Consider the following 1698-nt stretch of genomic DNA (forward strand, 5'->3'; position numbering starts at 1 on the left):
TGGAGCCGGCGACGGGCACGGTGCCGCCGGCGCCGTTGTTGACCGCGGGTTTGGGGATCCAGTTGGCGTTCACCGAGACCCATGCGTAGTCGCTGCCCGGAAAGACCGACCCCTGGAAGACCCCCTGGGGGAGCCGGTTGGAGCCGCTCGTGGTGTCGCCCTTCTTACCGCAGTGACCGGCGCTGACGAAACCGTTCTGGGGGCTATGGGTCACCGAGAAGCCGATCGAGCAGCGCTCCGTGGTGCCGATGTAGTAGGCGCTGCCGCCCACGAGGTCGTCGAGCAGGCGGGGGGTCTCGTCGGAGGGCTCGACCCTCACCGCGACCGGGTCCGTGCCGGAGTTCTCCAGGACGTCTGTGGCCACTGCGGCCTCCTTGGAGAGGACGACCACCTTGTTGGTCCGCACGTCGATGTAGCGCACGGCTCCCGTACTCTCGCGAGCGGCCAGAGTGCTGTCCACCTGTTCCCTGATGGCGTCCAGGTCCGACAGGGAGCGGGTGACGATCTCCGCTCGGGCGCCTGTGGCGACGATCTGGGGGATGTCGGCCTCGGAGGTGGTGGCGACCACGAGTCGCTGCGCGACGGTTCCGACGAACCAGGAACCGGCGAAGCGCTCGCCGAGTTTCCCGCGCAGGTCCGCCTCGACCGCCGCCAGGCGGGCCTCGTTGACCAGGCGGGTCTGGGCCTGCTCCTTGGTGAGGTGCAGGTCGCGCTGGAGTGCCTCGATCATGCCCGCCGGTGGTTTCCAGGAGCCCGGGGTGTTCGCCTTCCGAGGCTGGGCGGCGACCGGGGCGGGGGCCAGAGTGAGCGCGGCGATGACTAGGACGCATCCCGTGGTGATGGCGTGTCTGCGGGACATGGGTCTCTCCTCGACCTCGGCTTTCCGGGCGTGAGGGGGGAGAACACCACGTATCGCAGGTTGATCATGCGATGTGGGCGACGCCATGCTAATCCAGCCGTTGCCGGTCAAGGCCTCAACGCCGCGCGCCACGCGGAGGGTGATTTCGGCTGAGGTCCACCGCTGTGTTCCGCTCGTGGCCCGGTTGGTCGCCGGCTACGCCGGGGTGACGGCCGTCCGCCGTCACCAGGGCGCGGCCGATGCCGCCACCGCACATGGGGTTACGACGGCCTCGCGGACCGGGAGCGGGTGGGGCCACCGGATCGTGCGCGGCGGCTCAGCCCGCTTCCGTCGTCGTGTTCGGGGCGGTGCGTGACCGGCGGCGCACCGCGAGGGCGATGTCCACGATCGCCATCACGGCCAGTACGGCCATCACGACGGTGAGCCAGGTGGTACCGGCCTGTTGTCCCGTCCGGCGACATATTCGGACCCCGCCGGGGGAGAGGCCTGGCATGACCGACAACCCTGAGGTGAACGAGAACACGGTGGAGCGCGACGTCTCGGAACAGACCCTGCCTCCCGCCGGTCCACGAGGCGCCGACGGCGAGACCCGGATCGTGGCGAAGCGGTCGGGGGCGGACACCACCTTCCCCGAGCGGCCGCTCCTGGCGGACCCGGACGACGTGCGCCGCATTCCGGGAGAGAAAGGTTCAAAGGGGGCGAGACGGGCCGAGCGGGGCAGGGACAGGTCCGGGTCCCCCGAGCCGGAGGTCGGCCCCACCTCCTGAGGCCCCGTCCGTCCCTTCGAGACGGGACCGGACATGGCGGCGGGGGTCCGTGGCGGAATCATGGGCGCGGCG

The 1698-nt window shown here is 70.6% G+C and carries 3 protein-coding genes; 1 reads left to right on the forward strand and 2 read right to left on the reverse strand.

Annotated elements, in window-relative coordinates; genetic code table 11:
• Together ABZU75_RS46340 and ABZU75_RS46345 are read right to left on the reverse strand one after the other, a co-directional pair.
• A partial coding sequence (locus tag ABZU75_RS46340) for a S1 family peptidase (RefSeq protein ID WP_355569949.1) occupies positions 1 to 859 on the reverse strand: 859 nt, incomplete at its 3' end.
• 316 nt (positions 860 to 1175) lie between these two features.
• Entirely contained in the window at positions 1176 to 1352 is a 177-nt protein-coding gene (locus ABZU75_RS46345; RefSeq protein ID WP_355569952.1) for a hypothetical protein, read from the reverse strand.
• On the opposite strand from ABZU75_RS46345, the gene ABZU75_RS46350 reads away from it, so the two are divergent.
• Positions 1351 to 1626, forward strand: a complete 276-nt coding sequence (locus ABZU75_RS46350; protein WP_355569955.1) for a hypothetical protein — start codon at positions 1351 to 1353, stop codon at positions 1624 to 1626. The genes ABZU75_RS46345 and ABZU75_RS46350 overlap by 2 nt on opposite strands.
• The last annotated feature ends 72 nt before the right edge of the window (positions 1627 to 1698 follow it).

Source organism: Streptosporangium sp. NPDC005286 (assembly GCF_040607515.1).
In the GTDB taxonomy this organism is placed as follows: domain Bacteria; phylum Actinomycetota; class Actinomycetes; order Streptosporangiales; family Streptosporangiaceae; genus Streptosporangium.